This window comes from Amycolatopsis australiensis, assembly GCF_900119165.1.
GTDB lineage: Bacteria > Actinomycetota > Actinomycetes > Mycobacteriales > Pseudonocardiaceae > Amycolatopsis > Amycolatopsis australiensis.
Window position 1 is genome coordinate 513,895 of record NZ_FPJG01000006.1, and the last position, 15,738, is coordinate 529,632.

At 72.5% G+C, this 15,738-nt stretch carries 17 protein-coding genes and 1 pseudogene; 4 read left to right on the plus strand and 14 right to left on the minus strand.

Features of this window, described 5'->3' with window-relative positions:
• Position 1: 1 nt before the first annotated feature.
• From BT341_RS03565 to hemB, 7 genes are all read right to left on the minus strand, one after another.
• Positions 2–1,204: an ABC transporter permease gene (locus tag BT341_RS03565; protein WP_072474900.1), complete on the minus strand. Its 1,203-nt coding sequence runs from the start codon at positions 1,202–1,204 to the stop codon at positions 2–4.
• On the minus strand, positions 1,201–1,905 hold the full coding sequence (locus tag BT341_RS03570; protein WP_072474901.1) for an ABC transporter ATP-binding protein: 705 nt from the start codon (positions 1,903–1,905) through the stop codon (positions 1,201–1,203). Before BT341_RS03570 ends, BT341_RS03565 begins: the two co-directional genes overlap by 4 nt.
• The gene (locus BT341_RS03575) at positions 1,902–3,194 is read right to left on the minus strand and encodes an efflux RND transporter periplasmic adaptor subunit (protein ID WP_072474902.1); all 1,293 of its coding nucleotides are present in this window, start codon (positions 3,192–3,194) and stop codon (positions 1,902–1,904) included. The genes BT341_RS03570 and BT341_RS03575 overlap by 4 nt, the downstream gene beginning before the upstream one ends.
• 62 nt (positions 3,195–3,256) lie before the next feature.
• Positions 3,257–3,595, minus strand: coding sequence for a hypothetical protein (locus BT341_RS03580; RefSeq protein ID WP_072474903.1), 339 nt, complete (start codon positions 3,593–3,595; stop codon positions 3,257–3,259).
• Positions 3,596–3,608: 13 nt separating this feature from the next.
• Positions 3,609–4,055: a hypothetical protein gene (locus BT341_RS03585; protein ID WP_072474904.1), complete on the minus strand. Its 447-nt coding sequence runs from the start codon at positions 4,053–4,055 to the stop codon at positions 3,609–3,611.
• The gene (locus tag BT341_RS03590) at positions 4,052–4,588 is read right to left on the minus strand and encodes a hypothetical protein (RefSeq protein WP_072474905.1); all 537 of its coding nucleotides are present in this window, start codon (positions 4,586–4,588) and stop codon (positions 4,052–4,054) included. The genes BT341_RS03585 and BT341_RS03590 overlap by 4 nt, the downstream gene beginning before the upstream one ends.
• A gap of 9 nt (positions 4,589–4,597) precedes the next feature.
• Complete coding sequence (gene hemB, locus BT341_RS03595; protein ID WP_072474906.1) at positions 4,598–5,569, minus strand: porphobilinogen synthase; 972 nt, start codon at positions 5,567–5,569, stop codon at positions 4,598–4,600.
• On the opposite strand from hemB, the pseudogene BT341_RS47800 reads away from it, so the two are divergent.
• The 4 genes and pseudogenes from BT341_RS47800 to BT341_RS03605 all read left to right on the plus strand — a co-directional run.
• A pseudogene (locus BT341_RS47800) lies at positions 5,523–5,828 on the plus strand (hypothetical protein); the annotation flags it as partial. The gene hemB and the pseudogene BT341_RS47800 overlap by 47 nt on opposite strands.
• Before the next feature lie 74 nt (positions 5,829–5,902).
• Complete coding sequence (locus BT341_RS03600; protein ID WP_245804876.1) at positions 5,903–6,427, plus strand: helix-turn-helix transcriptional regulator; 525 nt, start codon at positions 5,903–5,905, stop codon at positions 6,425–6,427.
• Positions 6,424–6,630, plus strand: coding sequence for an NAD-dependent epimerase/dehydratase family protein (locus BT341_RS46265; protein WP_245804877.1), 207 nt, complete (start codon positions 6,424–6,426; stop codon positions 6,628–6,630). Before BT341_RS03600 ends, BT341_RS46265 begins: the two co-directional genes overlap by 4 nt.
• Positions 6,624–7,226, plus strand: coding sequence for an NAD-dependent epimerase/dehydratase family protein (locus BT341_RS03605; protein ID WP_245804878.1), 603 nt, complete (start codon positions 6,624–6,626; stop codon positions 7,224–7,226). Before BT341_RS46265 ends, BT341_RS03605 begins: the two co-directional genes overlap by 7 nt.
• Positions 7,227–7,278: 52 nt before the next feature.
• On the opposite strand, the gene BT341_RS03610 is transcribed toward BT341_RS03605, so the two are convergent.
• From BT341_RS03610 to BT341_RS03640, 7 genes are all read right to left on the minus strand, one after another.
• A complete protein-coding gene (locus BT341_RS03610) occupies positions 7,279–8,811 on the minus strand; it encodes a bifunctional uroporphyrinogen-III C-methyltransferase/uroporphyrinogen-III synthase (protein WP_072474907.1) in 1,533 nt (510 codons plus the stop codon).
• 83 nt (positions 8,812–8,894) lie between these two features.
• Positions 8,895–9,824, minus strand: coding sequence for a hydroxymethylbilane synthase (gene hemC / locus BT341_RS03615; protein WP_072474908.1), 930 nt, complete (start codon positions 9,822–9,824; stop codon positions 8,895–8,897).
• Between the two features lie 20 nt (positions 9,825–9,844).
• A complete protein-coding gene (locus BT341_RS03620; RefSeq protein ID WP_072474909.1) occupies positions 9,845–11,152 on the minus strand; it encodes a glutamyl-tRNA reductase in 1,308 nt (435 codons plus the stop codon).
• A gap of 73 nt (positions 11,153–11,225) precedes the next feature.
• Positions 11,226–12,131, minus strand: a complete 906-nt coding sequence (locus BT341_RS03625) for a redox-sensing transcriptional repressor Rex (RefSeq protein WP_072474910.1) — start codon at positions 12,129–12,131, stop codon at positions 11,226–11,228.
• 228 nt (positions 12,132–12,359) lie between these two features.
• Complete coding sequence (locus BT341_RS03630; protein ID WP_084742735.1) at positions 12,360–13,910, minus strand: molybdopterin-dependent oxidoreductase; 1,551 nt, start codon at positions 13,908–13,910, stop codon at positions 12,360–12,362.
• Positions 13,911–13,974: 64 nt separating this feature from the next.
• Complete coding sequence (locus BT341_RS03635) at positions 13,975–14,211, minus strand: glutaredoxin family protein (RefSeq protein WP_072474911.1); 237 nt, start codon at positions 14,209–14,211, stop codon at positions 13,975–13,977.
• A 10-nt stretch (positions 14,212–14,221) separates the two neighbouring features.
• A complete protein-coding gene (locus BT341_RS03640) occupies positions 14,222–15,733 on the minus strand; it encodes a long-chain-fatty-acid--CoA ligase (RefSeq protein ID WP_072474912.1) in 1,512 nt (503 codons plus the stop codon).
• Between the last annotated feature and the right edge of the window lie 5 nt (positions 15,734–15,738).

The window sequence follows — 15,738 nt, forward strand, 5'->3', positions numbered from 1 at the left end:
CTTATTCGTGCCGCAGGGCGTCGATGGGCCGCAGCTTGGCGGCCCGGTTCGCCGGGAAGCTGCCGAAGAACAGCCCGATCAGGGCGGATACCGCGAAGGCGAGCAGGATCGACGACGGCACCACGACGGGCTTGATGCCGGAGATGGTGAACCGGCTGCCGACCAGGCCGATCGCGACGCCGAGCAGCCCGCCGAACAGGCTCAGCATGGTCGCTTCGGCGAGGAACTGGCCGAGGATGGCCGACCGCGGCGCGCCGATGGCCTTGCGGATGCCGATCTCGCGGATCCGCTCGGTCACGGTGACGAGCATGATGTTGGTGACGCCGATGCCGCCGACGAGCAGGGAGATCGCCGCGACCGCCGCCAGCAGCACGGTGAACGTCTGGGTCGCCGACGTCCGGGTCGCGAGCAGCTGCTCGGAGTTCTGGATCTGGTAGTCGGCGGTGCCGCCGAGCCGGATGCCGTGGCGGGCGTTGAGGATGGCCGTGATCTCGGACTGGGCCAGGGACACGGAGTCCGCGCTGGTGGCCTGGACGGCGATCTGGCTGAGGCTGCCGTAGCCGGCCAGCGAGTTCTGCACGGCCGAGATCGGCGCGATCGCGACGTCGTCGGCGTTCTGCAGGCCGGTGCTGCCCTTGGCCTGCAGCACGCCGATCACCGTGAACTGGATGCTGTTGAGCAGCACGTTCTTGCCGACCGGCTCGGCCGTGCCGAAGAGCGACTGCGCGGTCGTCGGCCCGAGCACGACGACCTTCCGCGCCGTCGAGACGTCTTCGCTCGTGAAGAGCTGCCCGTCGGCGATCTCGCGGTTGGTGGTGGTGAAGTACGCCGGTTCGGTGCCCGCGACGCTGGAGATGTCGTAGGACGTCTGCCCGTAGGTGGCCGTCGCCGTCGTGTTCACCACCGGTGACGCGGCCTTGACGTCCGGCGCGCCGACGGGGTCGACGAGCGCGTGCGCGTCCTGCACGGTCAGCGGCCGCGCCGACGCGCTCTGGCCGCCGCCGCGCGCCGGGGAGACGTTGACGACGTTGGTGCCGAGGCCCTGGATGCTGGCCGCGATGGCCGCGGACGCGCCGTTGCCCACCGCGACCAGCAGGATCACCGCGGCGACGCCGATGGTGATGCCGAGCGTGGTGAGCGTCGAGCGCAGCTTGTTCGCGGTGAGCCCGCGCACGGCGAAGCGCAGGATTTCGAGGAAGCTCACGAGACCGCCCCCACCGCGCGCGTGACCTCGTCGGAGACGATGCGGCCGTCGTCGACCCGGACGATCCGGTGCGCGTGCCCGGCGACCTCGTCTTCGTGCGTGATCACGACGATGGTGCGGCCGAGCCGGTTGAGCCGGTCGAACACGCCGAGGACGTCTTCGGTGCTGCGGCGGTCGAGGTTGCCGGTGGGCTCGTCGGCCAGCAGCATCGCCGGTCCGGTGACCAGCGCCCGCGCCACCGCGACGCGCTGGATCTGCCCGCCGGACAGCTCGCTCGGCAGGTGCCTGGCCCGGTCCGACAACCCGACCATCTCCAGTGCCGCGAGCGCCCGGCGGCGCCGCTGTGCCCGGCGGACTCCACTGTAGACCAGCGGTAATTCCACATTGGACAGTGCGGACGTCCGCGGCACCAGGTTGAACGACTGGAAGACGAACCCGATCTTCCGGTTGCGCAGCAGGGCCAGCTGCCGTTCGTTGAGCCTGCCGATGCCGAAGCCGTCCAGCAGGTATTGGCCGGACGTCGGCACGTCGAGGCAGCCCAGCATGTTCAGCAGGGTCGACTTCCCGGAACCGGAGGCGCCCATGATGGCGACGTACTCGCCGGGCCACACGGTGAGGTCGACGCCGCGCAGCGCGTGCACGGCCGTCTCGCCGGCGCCGTAGGTCTTGCGCAGCCCGGAGACCGCGATCACCGGGTTCACCCGCGGCCGCCGAAGCCGCCGCCGGCGCCCGTGCCGCGCTGGCCGCCGCCCGGGAAGCCACCGGTCCCGCCGCCGGGGAACCCGCCGGTGCCACCGGTGCCGGTCCGGCCGGTGCCGGTGCCGGTCGTGGCCGTCCCGGTGAGCACGACGTTCTCGCCTTCGGTCAGGCCGGAGGTGATCTGCACGGTGGACTCGCCGCGGAGGCCGACCTGGACCTGGCGGGTCACGTTCCGGCCGTTCTCCTGCACGGTGACGAGGTTCGTGCTGCCGACGGTCTGCACCGCCGGGGCCGGCACGCTCAGCGCGTTCTCGGCGGAGGCGACGGTGATCACGACGCTCGCCGACTGGCCCGGCCGCAGCCCGTCCGGCGGGTCGGTCAGGGTCAGCTGGGCGCCGTAGGAGACGACGCTGCCGCTCGTCGTCGGCGTGAGGTTGATGCTGGCGACGGTCGCCTGGATCGGCTTGTCCGGCAGCGCGTTGAGCGTCACGGTGGCCTTCTGGCCGGTCTTGACCTTGCTGACGTCGATCTCGGCGACCGAGGTGTTGACGACCAGGCCGGTCATGTTCGTGATGGTGATGAACCCGCTGCTGCTCGAACTCGAACTCGACGAGGACGCGGCGCTGTTCGAGGAACCCTGCCCGCCTTGGCCGCTGCCGCCGGACGACGACTGGGCGCTGCCGCCGTTCGACGAGCCGCCGGAGGACTGCTGCCCGACCGCGCCGTTGATCGCGGTGACCGTGCCGGCGCCGGGCGCGTACAGCGTCGTGTTGTCGAGCGCGGTTTGGGCGGTCTGGACGTCCAGCTCGGCCTGGTCCAGCTTCGCCTGCGCCGACGTGACGTTGTTGGCGGCCGACTGCGCGCTGTTCTGGCTGTTCTGGTTGTTCTGGCCGGTCGCGGGAGTGTTTTCGGCGTTCTCGGCGGCGTCGAGGTTGTCCTGCGCGACCGCCAGGTTCGCCTTCGCGACCTGAAGCTGCTTCGCGGCCTGCGTGCTGTCGATGGTGGCGAGCTTCTGCCCGGCGCTGACGACGTCGCCGACCTTCACGTCGATCGAGGTGACCTTCCCGGCCGTCGCGAAGTTCGCCGCGCCGGTGTAGCTGCTGGCGATGGTGCCGGCGGCGGAAACGGTCTCGGTGACGGTCGCGCGGCGCACCGGGGTGCTGCGCGTCTGCGCCTGCGCCGTGTTCGTCGCCGGGGTGAATGCCTGGTATATCCCGAATCCCGCCCCGGCCAGCAGCACGACCAGGGCACCGTTGATCAGCCATGCCTTCGAGGCACGCACGCGCGTCATGCGGACACCTTGGTGCCGCTGCTTAGCAATTGACTGTTCGTTCCCTGTGCGGGAGCTGTGTATCAGGCCTTCGGCTTGCGGTGCCGCGCACGGACGGCGAGCGCGAGCTGACGGACCGCGTCGACCAGCAGGATCGCGGCCACGGTGCCGAGCCCGATGGCGGCGGCGAGCAGCCCGCCGAAGTACCGGTGCGACTCCAGCGTCGCGCCGTCGTCGGTGTGGGTGACGACGGTGGCGACGGCGCTGTGCCAGCAGAGGGTGGCGGCCCATCCGGCGGCGACGGCCAGCACGACCTCCACGGCGGCGACGAGCGTCCGCCACGGCTTGTGCAGCCGCGCGGGCGGGCCGGGTTCTTCCGGCGGCCAGAGCTCGGCCCCGGTGGGCTGCGGAAGGTCGATCACAACGGGGATTTTCTCATGCCTGCCCGGGCGCCGCCCGGACGAGCCGGTCGAGCGCGTCCCGCAGGGCTTCGACGTCCTTCGCCCAGGCGAGGACGACCGTGCCGTCCGCCAGCTTCACCGGCAGCGAGTCGTACTTGCGCGGCACCGCCCAGCCACCGCCGAGCACGCGCGCGCCGACCGGGGCGCCGACGTCCGTGACCGAAGCCAGCTGCTCGGCCGGCACCTTCTCCCGGCCCTGCCGCAGCTGCTTCGTCGTGACTTCCAGCGAGAGGAACCGGCGGCGCGCGTACACCCACGGCACGGTGATCGCGCAGAGCCCGGCCCCGACCAGCAGCCAGCCCACGACGTGCACCGGCCCGCCGGTCACCAGCTCGGCCAGCGCGCCGAGCAGCGCGAACACCGGACCCCACACGATGGCGGCCCAGCTCACGCCGGACTCGGCGTAGAGCCGGTCGCTCACGGCTTCTTGCCGGCCTTCGGGAAGTAGCCCGCCACCGCCGGCAGGTACATCAGGACCAGCGCGATCACGAACAGCAAGGTCGCGATGATCGAGGGCACGCTGTAGAAGATGCCCAGCTGGAACAGCACGCAGGCGACCGCGAACCCGGTCAGCACCGTGCGGGCCGAGCGGGTGCCTTCGCGGGCCTTGTACGCGAACAGCGCGATGAGCAGCGAGAACACCACGGCCCCGCCGAGCAGCAGCCAGAAGGCCGTGGTGGCGCCGTTGGCTATCGCCGCCGCGTCGACCTGCTGCCCCCGTTCCCGGCTCTGCCGAACCAGGGCGTCGATCAGCTGCTGCTTGATGGCCAGGGTGAACACCTGACCGCCGATGAGCACCAGGCCGCCCGCCAGCCACAGCCAGAACGACGCCTGCACCGCGCCGGGCGGGTTGGCCTTCGGCGCCGGCTGCCCCGGCAGCACCGGGTCGGGCGAACGGCCCAGTTTCCGCCGTTCGTCGTCGGTGAGCCCGCTGAGGTCCTCGGTGTCGGCCACGTGCGGACTCTAGTCGAGCCAGGCGGCGGCTTCGGTGGCCCAGTAGGTGAGGATCATGTCGGCGCCCGCCCGGCGGATCGAGGTGAGCACCTCGAGGATCGTCCGCTCGCGGTCCAGCCACCCGTTCGCCGCGGCGGCCTCGACCATCGCGTACTCCCCCGAGATGTTGTACGCCGCGACCGGCACCGGGGAGATGTCCGCGGCCGCCTTGATGACGTCCAAATAGGACAGCGCGGGCTTGACCATGACCATGTCCGCGCCCTCGGCGAGGTCGAGCTCGATCTCGCGCAGCGCCTCGCGGGCGTTGCCCGGGTCCTGCTGGTAGGTCTTGCGGTCGCCCTTGAGCTGCGAGTCGACGGCCTCGCGGAAGGGGCCGTAGAACGCGCTGGCGTACTTGGCGGCGTACGCGAGGATCGCCGTCTCCTTGTACCCGACCTCGTCGAGCGCCCGGCGGATGACGCCGATCTGGCCGTCCATCATCCCGCTCGGCCCGAGCACGTGCGCCCCGGCCTCGGCCTGCGCGACGGCCATCTGGGCGTAAACGCGGAGGGTGGCGTCGTTGTCGACCGCGCCGTCGGCGTCCAGGACGCCGCAGTGGCCGTGGTCGGTGAACTCGTCGAGGCAGGTGTCGGCCATCAGCACGGTGGCGTCACCGAGCTCGTGCCGCAGGTCGCGCAGGGCGACGTTGAGGATGCCGTGTTCGTCGACAGCTCCGGAGCCTTCGGCGTCGCGCGTCTGCGGGACGCCGAAGAGCATGAGCCCGCCGACCCCGGCGTTGACCGCGTCGACGGCGGCCTTCCGCAGGGTGTCCCGGGTGTGCTGGACGACGCCCGGCATGCTCGAGATCGGCCGGGGCTGGTCGATGCCCTCGGCGACGAACATCGGGAGGATCAGCTGGCGTGGCCGCAGCGTCGTTTCGCCCACCAGCCTGCGCATGGCCGGGGTGGTGCGAAGCCTGCGGGGACGATGCTCGGGGAACACCCCTCCAAGTTACTCCCGTCCTGATCGTCCGGGTTCCGCAAGGGTGCTTGACCCCGGTCCGCGCGGACGATTCGGTACGGAGGTGACCGAGTACGTCGAACGCCTGCCCGTGCCGCGGCTGGCACCCTTCGTGCGGACGGTCTGGCTCCAGCGCACCGGCGACGCGCCGTACGTCCAGCGGCACCTGCCCACCGGCGGCGTCGAGTTCCACTTCCCGCTCGGCGGACGGCCCCGGCTGCTCGGTCCGCTGACCGCCGCCCGGCTCGAGGTCATCCCCGCGCGCACGGCACTCGTCGGCGTGCGGTTCCGGCCGGGTGCCCGCCCCCGCTGCCGGTGCCCCTCGACGAACTGGTCGACCAGCACGTCGACCTGGCCGGCGACCGGCTGGCCGAAGCCGTCGCCACGGCGGGATCCGCGGAACGCGCGCTCGAGGCCGTCCAGGACCGGTTGCCGCCGCCCGCGGTGGACCCGCTGGTCGCCGAGGCCGTCCGGCTGCTGATGCCGTGGCGCCCCGTCGGCATCGACACCCTGGCCGGCCACCTGGCGCTCTCGCCCAGCCAGCTGCGCCGCCGCTGCCTGCGCGCGGTGGGCGTCGCGCCGAACGTCCTCCAGCGGACGCTGCGGTTCCAGGGATTCCTCGCGCTGGCCCAGGCGGGTGCCGTCGGCCCGGCCGGGTACGCCGACCAGGCGCACCTCGGCCGCGAGTGCCTGCGCCTGACCGGCCTCACCCCGCGTGCGTTGCTCGGCGGCAGCGTCGAGGAGTGTGCCTGCGGCCACGACCACTCGGCGTCGTACCTGCCGTTCCTGCGCGATTCGTTCAAGAACCCGGCGCGCGGCGTCCCTGGCCTGGCGCGATGATCCTCGTCACCGGCGGGCTCGGCATGATCGGCGCCCACACCGCCCGCGCTCTCCTCGACCTCGGCCACGAGGTGGTCGTCACCGCCCACCGGCGGGTCGAGGTGCCGTCGTTCCTCGACGGCCGGACATCGTGCACCTGGCGGGCAGCATCCCGGGCGCCGATCCGGTCGCGTTCTTCCGCCAGGACACTTCGGGGTTGCTGAACGCGCTGGAGGCGGCCCGCACGTGGAGCGTCCGCCGATTCGCCGTCGCGAGCAGCCTCGGGGTGTACGTCGGCCGTCCCGAGAACCCGTGGACCGAAGACCTCTCACTCCCGAGCGTCGGCCTGCCACACCTGATCATCGCGTTCAAGAAGGCGGTCGAGCCGCTGACGACGCACGGCCTCGCCGGGAGCGGCGTCGAGCCGGTGGTGCTGCGGATCGGGACGATCCGGGGCCCGCTGGTCGATCCGGAGTCGCCGTTCTGCCCGATCCCGCGGTTGGTCAACGCGGCCTCGCCGCCCCCGGACGTGCACGCGGGCGGCGGCGACGTCTGCTACGCCGCCGGACGCGGGAGGGCGATCGCCCTGCTCACGACCGCACCGAAGCTGAACCACGAGGTCTACAACGTCTCGAGCGGCCGCCCGTTCATGTACGGCGAGTTCGCGTCGGCGCTGGGCGTAACCCTTCAGCCGGGCGGCTCGAACGGCCCGTACCTCGACATCACCCGGCTCACTGAGGACACGGGGCTCGAGCCCCAGTTCGACGTCGCCGCCTCGGTGGCCGACTACCTGAAGTGGCGCGAGGACAACGACCGCTGAAACGAGCGAAGGCCGCCCCGGCGAACCGGGGCGGCCTTCGTCGTGAAGAACCTCAGGAGCGGCGAGCCCGCTTCGCCTTCCGCGGCGGCGGCAGCGCGCCCTCCGCGCGAAGCCGCGCAGCGTGCTCCGCCAGCGCGTCCACCAGGTGCGGGACGTCCGCCTTCTCCGGCTGGACGTCCACCCGGAGCCCGAACTCCACCGCCGTCTCCGCGGTCTTCGGGCCGATGCACGCCACCAGCGTGCGCGTGTGCGGCTTGCCCGCGATGCCGACCAGGTTCCGCACGGTCGACGACGACGTGAAGCACACCGCGTCGAAGCCGCCGGTCTTGATCATCTCGCGGGTCTCCGCGGGCGGCGGGGCCGCGCGGACCGTCCGGTACGCCGTCACGTCGTCGATCTCCCAGCCGCGCTCGCGCAGGCCGGCCGACAGCGTCTCCGTGGCGATGTCCGCCCGCGGCAGCAGCACGCGGTCGACCGGGTCCAGCACGTCGTCGTACGGCGGGAACTCCGCCAGCAGCCCTTCCGACGACTGCTCGCCGGACGGGACCAGCTCAGGGATGATGCCGAACGACCGCACCTTCGCCGCGGTCGATTCACCCACACAGGCGATCTTCACGCCGGAGAACGCGCGCGCGTCCAGGCCGAACTCCTCGAACTTCTCCCACACCGCGCGGACCGCGTTGGTGGAGGTGAAGACGATCCACTGGTAGCGGCCGTCGACCAGGCCCTTGACCGAGCGCTCCATCTGCGCCGGGCTGCGGGGCGGCTCGACCGAGATCGTCGGCACCTCGTGCGACGTCGCGCCGTGGCCGCGCAGGCGCTCGGCCATCTCGCCGGCCTGCTCCTTGGTGCGCGGCACCAGGACCTTCCAGCCGTACAGCGCGCGCGACTCCCACCACGACAGCTTCGAGCGCTGCCCGGCGGCCTGGCCGATCGTGACGATCAGCGGCCCGACGAGCTCGCCCGCGTCGTTGGCGAGCTTCTCCAGGGTGGTGTCCAGCGTGCGCTGGGTGTTGATCGTGCCGTTCGCGGTGACCGCGACCGGGGTGGACGCCGGGAGGCCGTTGCCGGTCAGCGCCGACGCCGCCTCGGCCAGGTGGGCCGACGTCGCGTGCAGCACCAGCGGGCCGGGCGCGGCGGCCAGCGCCGCCCAGTCGACGTCGCCGCGGACGTCGACCTCGGTGTGCGTGCCGCCCAGCGCGACGCCCGCGTACGCCGGGACGGCCGCACCCGGCGAAACACCCGGGATGACGTCGAACACGGCGCTCGTGCGCGCGACCGCCTGGACCTCGGCCACCACGGCCGGGGTGGTCAGCGGGTCGCCCGCCACCAGCCGCAGCACCAGACGGCCGGCCTTGGCCTCGGTCGTCAGGTCCTTGGCGACCTCGGCGGCCTCGCCGACGGCGGGCCGGACCTCGGCGCCCTCGGCGGCCATGGCCAGCACGGCCTGCGGCACGTCGGGGTCGGTCACCACGACCTCGGCCTTGGCGAGCAGTTCCTGGGCACGGACCGTGAGCAGGCCGGCGTCGCCGGGCCCGGAGCCCACGAACGCTACGCGCCCGGTGGTTTTTCGCGCGGGGGTCATCTGTGCGTTTCTCCTCTTGCGGCGGCCGTGCGCGGTCGCACGAACGCAGTTCTCCTACGTCTTCGAAAGCGCTCGCGAGAGCGCTACTGAGCGGGGCCGGAGAGGGCTCCGGCCCCGAGGTCCAGCAGCTCGGCGGCCAGGTCCTTGCCCAGCTGGGCGGCCTGGTCCTTGTCGGCCAGCGCGGAGGCCCGGACCATGTCCACCGCGCCGTTCCCGCCGTCGATCGCGGCGGTGCCGCGCAGCGAGATGCGTTCCACGACCTTGCCCTCGGCGTCGAGATCCTCGACGATCTCGGCGAGCGCGCCCACCGGCGCGCTGCACCCCGCCTCGAGCGCGGCCAGCAGGGCCCGCTCGGCCGTCACCGCGGCCCGCGTGCCCTCGTCGTCCACTGTGGACCTGAGCAGGTGCTCGAGGTCCACGTCGGCGGCCCGGCACTCCACCGCCAGCGCGCCCTGCGCGGGCGCCGGCAGCATCTGGATCGGGTCGAGGGTCTCGGTGATCGCCTCGGCCCGGCCGATCCGGGCCAGTCCGGCACGCGCGAGCACCACGGCGTCGAGCTCGCCGTCGGTCACCTTGCGCATGCGGGTGTCGATATTGCCGCGAATCGGCACGATTTCCAAACCGAGACCCAGCGCGCGCAGCTGCGCGGTGCGCCGCGGGGCGCCCGTGCCGACGGTCGCGCCCGGCGGCAGCTCGCCGAGGGTGAGCCCGTCCCGCGCGATCAACGCGTCCCGCGGGTCCTCGCGCGGCGGCACGGCGGCCAGCGCGATGCCCGGCTCGGGCGCGGTCGGCAGGTCTTTGTACGAGTGGACGATGACGTCGACCTCGTTGCGCAGCAAGGCTTCCCGCAACGCCGACGTGAACACGCCGACCCCGATCGTGGGAATCGGCGCGGCGGACTTGTCACCGGGCGTGGTCACGGTGACGATCTCGACCTCGACGCCGGTGGCGCGCAGGGTGTCGGCGACGGTCCCGGTCTGGGCGAGCGCGAGCTTCGAACCGCGCGTGCCCATGCGAATGACTCTGGTCACTGCTACTTCTTCTCTGGTGGGGGCTTCGGGCTCGCCACCGCGGCGGGTGCCTGCGGGTCGAGGCAGAACAGTTCTCGCAACGCGTTCGCGTAGTCGGTGTCGGCCGTCTCGGCGGCCAGCTGCTTGACCCGCACCGTCGGCGCGTGCAGCAGCTTGTCGACCACCCGGCGGACCGTGCGGCCGACCTCCTCGCGGACCCCCGAGTCGAGGTCCGGCAGGCGGTGGTCCAGCCGCAGCAGCTCGGCGTCGACGACCTCGGCCGCGCGGCGCCGCAAGGCGGTCACGGTCGGGGTGACCTCGGCGCTGCGCTGCCCGGCGAGGTAGTCGCGCACCTCGTCGAGGACGATCCCGGTCGCCTTGGCCGTCTGGCGCTCGGTGGTCGGGGTGCCTGCTTCGCGCATCCGGCGCTGGATGGTGGCCAGGTCGACCACCCGGACGCCGGCCAGCTCGCCGACCGCCGGGTCGACGTCGCGGGGCAGGCCGAGGTCGCAGACGACCAGGTCACGACCGCCGCGCGGCAGCACGTGGCCGGGCCCGAAGACGGCGTCCTGCGCGCCGGTGCAGCAGATCACGACGTCGGCGTCACGCACGGCTTCGGCGACCCCGGACAGCGGGACCGCGCGGGCCGGCACGCCCTGCTCGGTGACGTTCGCGGCGAGCCGGCGGGCGCGGGCGTCGGTGCGGTTGGCCACGGTGATCTCACCGATCCCGGCCTTGCGCAGCTGCGACGCGCTCAGCGCGCCCATCGAACCGGCGCCGACGATGACGGCGTGCTTGCCGGTGACGTCCCCGGCCGCGGCGAGCGCCTCGGACACGACCGACGCGCCGAGCTGGTCGAGCCCGGTTTCGGTGTGCACGCGCTTGCCGACGCGCAGCGTGGTCTGGATCAGCTCGTGCAGCGTGCGGCCGACCGTGCCGGCCTCGCGCGCGGTGGCGTAGGCGGCGCGGACCTGGCCGAGGATCTGCGTCTCGCCGACGACCATCGAGTCCAGGCCCGAAGCGACCGAGAACAGGTGCTCGACGGCCGCGCCGGCGTAGTGCACGTACAGGCTGTCGTAGAGCTCAGCGGGTTCCATCCCGGCCTGGCGGGACAGCACTCCGGTGACGTCGTCGAGGCCGCCGTGGAAGGTCTCGACGACCGCGTAGACCTCGATCCGGTTGCACGTCGAGACGAGCATGACCTCGTTGATGTGCTCGGCCTGCTGCAGCTCGTCGAGGATCTTGCCGACCTCGTGGGCGGGGACCGCGACACGTTCGAGCGTGCTCAGCTCCGCACTCCGGTGCGAAAGCCCGACCGCCAACACGCTCATGCCGTCACCTCGCTGGCGCTCGGTGAACGCAAGAGCGAACGCGCTGTGTTGAATGATTCACTCGCAGGCTCGCTCATGAGCGCACCACCATTTCCCGTCCGCCATCCGGACCCGAACCGTTCCGGCCGCCCTTCCCATTGTCGGACGGCAGGCCCGCGCCGGGTAATCCGGAATTGCCCTGACTACCGGCGGCGTCATCCGCGCGGCGGGCCACATGGAACGAGAGTATCTGCAGCTCCACGGCCAAATCCACTTTGCGGACCTCGATGTGAGGAGGAACCTGCAAAACGACCGGGGCGAAGTTGAGGATGCACTGGACACCGCCCGCGACGAGCCGGTCACACACCGACTGCGCGGCGGTCGGCGGGGTGGCGATCACGCCGATGGAGATGCCGCGTTCGGCGCAGATCCGCGGGATGTCGTCCATGTGGGACACCGGGAGACCGCCGACCGGCACCCCGATCAGGTCCGGGTCCAGGTCGAACAGCGCCTCGACCGGGAAGCCGCGTCCCGGGAAGCCGCCGTAGTTCGCCAGCGCGTGACCGAGATTACCGATGCCGACGACCGCGACCTTGTGCTGGCGGGTCAGGCCGAGGATCCGCTCGATCTGGCTGACCAGGACGCTGACTTCGTACCCGACGCCGCGGGTGCCGTAGGAGCCCAGATAGGAAAGGTCCTTGCGCAGTTTCGCGGAATTGACGCCCGCCGCCTGGGACAGCTCTTCGCTCGAAACGGTCGTCGCGCCCTGTTCGGACATTCCGGACAGCACGCGGAGGTAGACCGCGAGGCGGGCGACGGCCGCTTCGGGGATCGACTTCGCCCGGACGGCCTCGGGGGCATCCCCGTTGGGGCCGGCGGGGACGGCCGGCATCTCGGCGGTCGGGGCGTTGTCGGCGTCCGGGGTGTCCTGGCGGCGGGACCGGCGCGGCGGCCGGTCCGGGGAGCCCGCCGCGTCGCGCCTCCCCCGCTGTGTCACCACGCCGTCGTCTCCTGCCCGCTGTGCACCCGGCGGCCATCGCCACGACCGTGCCGAACTGTGTCTTGACCCAGGGCGCGAGGTCCGGTTCGATGCCGGACAACCCGGGGGCGATGGCCCTACGGTAGACCACTTGTGAACGCGTGCACAAAGTCACTGGTCGGAGGCGGTTCGGGGCCGCCGTCGATCATGACGCGGCGTCAGAATCCTTGTCCGCCAAGGCAGTCCGGGTCAGCTCGCGTCGAGGGTGACCGAGTGCCAGCCGGTGGCGCCGTCCGGCACCGGGTCCGCGCGGTTCTCCGTCTGCGTGTAGCCGCCGGAATCGGTGGCCCGGACGAACGCCTGGTGCGTCCCCTTCGGCACGTCCAGCTCGATCCACCACATGCGCCAGGTGTCCTTGCTCACCTCCGCCGAGAGCACGGCGGGCTGCCACGCGCCTTGGTCCAGCCGGACCTCCACCTTCGCGACGCCGGTGTGCTGCGCCCAAGCCGTCCCGGCGAGCCGGACCTTGCCCGCGCTCACCTTCGCGAACCCGGTCGGCGTGTCGATCCGGGACTCGGTCTTGATCGGCGCCTGCTCGGCCCAGCCACGGCTGAGCCAGTACGCCTGCCGGGCGTCCCACTTGGTGAATTCGAGGTCTTCGACCCACTTCGTCGCCGACACGTACCCGTACAGGCCGGGGATGACGATCCGCGCCGGAAAGCCGTGCTCGACCGGCAGCGGCTCGCCGTTCATCCCGATCGCCAGCATCGCGCCGCGCTGCGGGTCGAGCGCCACGTTCGCGGGAGTGCCGCACGTCCAGCCGTCGACGCTGGTGGCGAACATCTGCTCGGCGCCGGCCTGCACGCCGGCCTCGTCGAGCAGGTCGACAAGGTCGACGCCGAGCCAGGTCGCGTTCGAGATCAGCGGGCCGCCGACCTCGTTGGACACACACGTCAGGGTGATCCGGCGCTCGACCAGCGGCCGGTTGCGGATGTCGGCGTAGGAGAACGTCACCTCGCGGTCGACCATGCCGTGGATGCGCAGGCTCCAGTCCTCGGCGCGGATCTGCGGCACGACCAGCGCGGTGTCGATGCGGTAGAAGTCCGGGTTCCGCGTGATGAACGGCGGCGAGCCCAGCTTGGCGAAGTCGGCGTCCGCCGGCAGCGGCGGCGCGGTGCGCGCGGGCACGAGCGGCCCGACGGCGGCCCGGGAGTCCTCGGCGTTCGAGCTGGTCCCGGCCACCTGGCCGACGACGGCCGCGACCCCCGAGCCCGCGACGACGCCGACACCCGCGCGCAGGAACTTCCGCCGGTCGAACCCCCGGTCGTGCACCACGTCCGGCGGCAAGGCGATCCGGTGCAGCCAGGTGAACGCGGCGAGCCCGGCGACCAGGGCGGCCACCGGCGCGAGCAGGGAGATCTGCCCGAGGTCGCTGCGCGCGTACACCGCGGCGACCCCGGCGGCGCCGAGCAGGACCACCAGGATCTGCCCCGCGCGCGGCGTCCGGCGCGAGAGCTGCCCGGCGAGCAGCGCGAACAGCACCAGCACCACGCCGAGGCCGAGCTTGAGGACCGGCTTGTCCCAGGTGCCCAGCGTCCGCTCGGCCCACTTCACGATGCCGGTCGGGCTGTGGTCGATCACGTAGTTCGCGACCGCGATGAACGGCGAAGCCGTGTACCCGACGAAGCCCGCGACCAGGTGCCCGACGCCCAGGGCGGCGGCCAGCGCGAGGAGCCCGACGAGGGTCGCGACCGGCAGCGAAAGCCGCCGTGGCGGGGCGTCTGGCAACGTGGTGGTCACGTCTCCATCTTCGGAGCGCACGCCCGCCCGGGTGGCCCGATGTGGCTTACGAGCTTGTTACGGCTCAGGTGAGCGCGCGCCGGAGCCGGTCCTCCTCGACCCGCCAGTACCCGTGCTCGGCCCCGTCGACCAGGATCACCGGGACGCGGTCGCCGTACTCCGCGCGCCACTCCGGGTCGGTGTCGACGTCCGCGCTCTTCCACGCGACGCCCAGCTCGCCGCAGATCCGCGCGACGTCGGCCTCGGCGACCTCGCAGAGGTGGCAGCCCTCGCGGCCCATGACCGTCACTTCGTGCGCCATGCCGTCCTTCCTACCGCAGCCGCAGGCGGCGCAGCTTCCCGGTGGCCGAATGCGGCAGCGACTCGGCGAACTCGACCGCGTGCGGCACTTTGTACCCGGCCAGGTGGGCCGCGCAGTGCTCGACGACCTGCTGCTCGGACAGCGACGCCCCGGCCGCCGGCACGACGAAGGCCTTCACCGCTTCGCCGCTGCGCTCGTCGACCACGCCGACGACCGCGGCCTCGGCCACCTCGGGCAGCTGCCCGATGACCTCCTCGACCTCGCGCGGGAAGACGTTGAAGCCGTTGACGATGATCAAGTCGTTGGCCCGGTCCACCAGGTGCAGGTCACCGTCGGTGTCGAGGTAGCCGACGTCGCCGGTACGGAACCAGCCTTCCGCGTCCGGCCCGTGGTCCCCGTCGGGCCAGTAGCCGGAGAACAGGTTCGCGCCGCGGATCGACACCAGCCCGGTCTCACCCTCGGCTTCGAAGACGTCGTCGACGTCGTCCGGGTCGAGCGGCACGGCCTGGTCGGTGCCGTCGCTGTCGACCAGCCGCAGCTCGATCCCGGGCAGCGGCCGCCCGACCGAACCCGGCTTCGGGTAGCCGGTGACCAGCGTCGAGGTCACCACGGGCGCGCACTCGGTGAGGCCGTAGCCCTCGTAGACGTCCAGGCCGGTGGCCTCGCGGATCGCGGTCAGCACCTTCGGGTGCAGCGGCGCGGCGCCCGAGGTCATCCGCCGGACGGTGGCCAGCTTCTCGCGCAGCTCACCGGCACCGAGCGCGGCGAACTCCGCGTACATCGTCGGGACGCCGGCGATCGTCGTGACGCCGTGTGCGGCGCAGTCGTCCAGCGTGCGCTGCGCCTCGAAGCGCTCCGAGAGGATCGCGGTCGCACCGGCGGACACGGCGTGCAGCAGGCCGGGGCCGAGGCCGTAGACGTGGAAGAGCGGGATGGTGATCAGCACGCGGTCGTCGTGCGTGAGCACGCCCTCGATCCCGTCGAGCTGCGCCAGGTTGGCCAGCAGCGCGCGGTGGGACAGCATCACGCCGCGGGGTGGCCCGGTGGTGCCGGACGTGTAGGAGATGACCGCGATGTCCTCGCCCGCCCGGCCGGCGTCGGCGGACTCGGCTACTCCATCCGGGTCGGATCCGGGCGTGAGGACGCTCACGCCGCCGGGCAGCGGCGCGTCGGCGTCCCGGCTGATGACAACCTTGGCACCGCTGTGGCCGAGCAGCTTCTCCAGTTCGGGCCCGGGTGCCTGCGGCGACAGCGGTACGACGATCGCCCCGGCCCGCAGTGCGGCGAAGAACGCGACGGCGAAGTCGACCGACGTCGGCAGCCGCAGCGCGACCCGGTCGCCGGGCCGGACACCGGCGTCCGCCAGCCGCCCGGCCTGCACCTGGGCGGCGGCCGCCAGCTCGGCGTAGGTCAGGCCGTGCCCGGTGCCGGTCTCGCGCACGGCCGGGTGCTCCGGCCACGTGGCCGCGGCCCGCGTGAGCAGCCCGCCGACCCCCGACTGCGTCGCCTCTGGAGCACTCACCGGCG